The 2500-nt window shown below is 69.6% G+C and carries 3 protein-coding genes; all 3 read right to left on the bottom strand.

Annotated elements, in window-relative coordinates; translation table 11 throughout:
- Positions 1-732: exosortase C-terminal domain/associated protein EpsI (locus HUU94_RS09000; RefSeq protein ID WP_174274751.1), on the bottom strand; the 732-nt coding region annotated here is incomplete at its 3' end.
- Positions 716-1651, bottom strand: coding sequence for an exosortase/archaeosortase family protein (locus HUU94_RS08995; RefSeq protein WP_174274750.1), 936 nt, complete (start codon positions 1649-1651; stop codon positions 716-718). The genes HUU94_RS09000 and HUU94_RS08995, both read right to left, overlap by 17 nt.
- A 165-nt stretch (positions 1652-1816) precedes the next feature.
- The coding region (locus HUU94_RS08990; protein ID WP_174274749.1) for a GNVR domain-containing protein at positions 1817-2500 on the bottom strand (684 nt) is incomplete at its 5' end.

Here is a 2500-nt window from a genome sequence, read left to right as displayed (position 1 = left end):
CGCGTGCGGTGCCGCGACGGCAAGCGCCGGACGCGGGGCGGTGCCCGCCAGCACCGGGCGCTGCGCCGGCGGCAGCGCCACGACCATGTCGCGCAGGAAGGACACGAGCATCGCGCGCGCCTGCGCCGGGTCGCTCTGGCGATCGGGCACGATCGTCGACACGCGCACCAATATGCCGTCGGGCACGACATTGCGCATCGCCGCGCGCACCAGCGACAGGCGCAGGCCCCAGCCGTCGCTCACCGTCTCGGCGCCGCTGCGGATCCAGTAGGCGACCTGCTCGTCGCGGTAGATGCCGCGCCCGAGGAAGAAGCTGACGCGCGCGGCGCGCCCGGCGACGTCCACGGTCTCCTGCCGCTTGTCGCCCAGCACGAAGCCCTGCGCGACATAGCATATCTCCGGGCGGTGAACCTTGTTCTCCTGCTCCTGATGCCCCTTGTAGGCGAGCATCAGCATCACCTGCGCGCCCTGCGCATTGGTGTAGGCGCGCGATAGCAACTGGTCATATTGATCGGTGCTGTCGCCGATCAGATCGTCCGGCGTCGCCGAAACCTGCGTGACGGTTTCGCGCGTCACTTGCCACGGACCGAAGCGTGCGGGGATCGCCTTGTTGAGATCGATGTTCGTCGCCATCCGCGTCCGCACCGCATGCACCCATTCGGCCGCGCAGAGCGCCACCAGCGCGCAGACGACCAGCGCCACCGCCGCGCGGAGATCACGCCGCGCGGGCATGATGCTCGCTCGGGCGGGGCGCGAAGATGCGGTCGACCGCGATGTGGACGAGGCTGAGCAGCCCGATCGAGATCGCCACCTCCAGATAGGCGGCATAATCATGCGCCGACAGCACCGCGTTGGTGCCCCAGGCATAAGCGATCAGGATAAGCAGCGACAGGCGGAGCAGATTGGCCGCGAACGCGATCGGCACCGCCATCAGCGACGCGACGATATTGGCGGTGCGCGTGCGCAGCGGCACGAGATAATTGCCGAGCAGGCAGATCGCGGTGAGCGAGACCAGGGATTGCAACCCCGCGCACGCATCGGCGATCCGCAACTGGACATAGCCCACCGAGATGATCGTGCCCTGATTGGCGACCGGCAGCCCGAAATGGTGCATGATCGATACGACGAGCCGCGACAGGAACAGCTTGACCGGCACGAGCAGATCGTCGGCGACCGAGCCCGGGATCGGGATGGCGAGCAGCAGCACGAGCAACGGCACCGCGATCGCGCGCGCGGCGGCCCATCCCCCCGCCACCAGCGCCGCGCCGAGGCCGAGCAGCAGCCAGCTCAGCGCCTGCAACTGATAGAAGGATTGGATGCGCCCGAAAAAATAGACGAGGCAGCCCAGCGCGAAGATCGCGGTTCCGGTCGTCACGATGCGCGGCGCCTGATCGAAGCCGAACACGCCGCGCGCCTGCCATATCGCATACAGCACGCCGAGGATGATGATCGGGCTCTGCGATCCGCTCTCGTCCGACCAGAAGACGTCGCGCAGCGCGATCAGCGTCGGCACCACCGGCAACGCCACCGCGAGGATCAGCAGCGCGGGCGTCCAGCGGCGCGCATCCAGGATCGCGGTCATCGATGCCGGATCGCGCGCATCGCCGATCGGCAGCGCCGTACCCTTGGCCGCACCCTCGATCGCCTTCACGCCGCGTGCCCGCTCAAGATGCCCACTCCCTGCCGCCCGCGATGCCGGTGGCGCCCAAGCGGCGCGCCGGAGACATCTGAAGGCGCGCCACCCCACGCTTTCGGAGTATCCTGACCTATCCGCCGCCGCCGCGCGAGGCAAGCGCAGGCGCCGCATCGGTGGCGGCTAGCCGTGGATTTCCCTACGCCTCCGGCGCACCAGCCGGCGAAGCGCGCCCCGCGCCCGTTCGCGCGCGCGATGGACGACGATCGACGCGCGCGACGGGCGAAGCGCGCGCACCGGCGCGAAATCGACGATACCGAGCCGGGTCACGAAATCATCGGCCGAGCGCAGCCGGCGATCGCGCGATTCGATCAGCAGCGACAGCGCCGCCCCCGCCAGCAAGCCGAACGTAATCGCCGCCTGGATCAGCAATTTGGGCTTTGGCCAGATCGGCCGCCCCGGCGGATAGGCGGGTTGCAGCACCTGGACGTGGCTGGCCTGGAAACCGCTCATCAGATCGAGCGCCGATCGCCGCGATTCCATCCGATCATAGGCTTTCTGGGCATTGCCGACGTCGTGCCGCAACCCGGTGAGCGCCGCGCCGCGCGCCTGCGCATCGATCAGCCGCAATTTCTCGGCCGCGACGTTGGCATTTTCCTCGTCGGCGACCGCATCGGCGCGCGCGGCGAGTGCGGTCGTGCTCTGCCGCACGATCGCCTCGCGCTGGGCAAGCTCGCCGCGCAGCGCCGCCGCGCGCGCATCGAGCTGGCGCAGATCGCTGCTTGCCGCGCCCGCGCTCACCGCGACCTGCCCCCGCTGGCTGGCGACGGCGGCGAGATCGAGCCGTAGCTGCTGCGCGACCGGATC

This window comes from Sphingomonas bacterium (assembly GCF_903644055.1).
Taxonomy (GTDB): Bacteria; Pseudomonadota; Alphaproteobacteria; order Sphingomonadales; family Sphingomonadaceae; genus Sphingomonas_I.
This window is presented reverse-complemented; position numbering and strand designations above follow the sequence as displayed.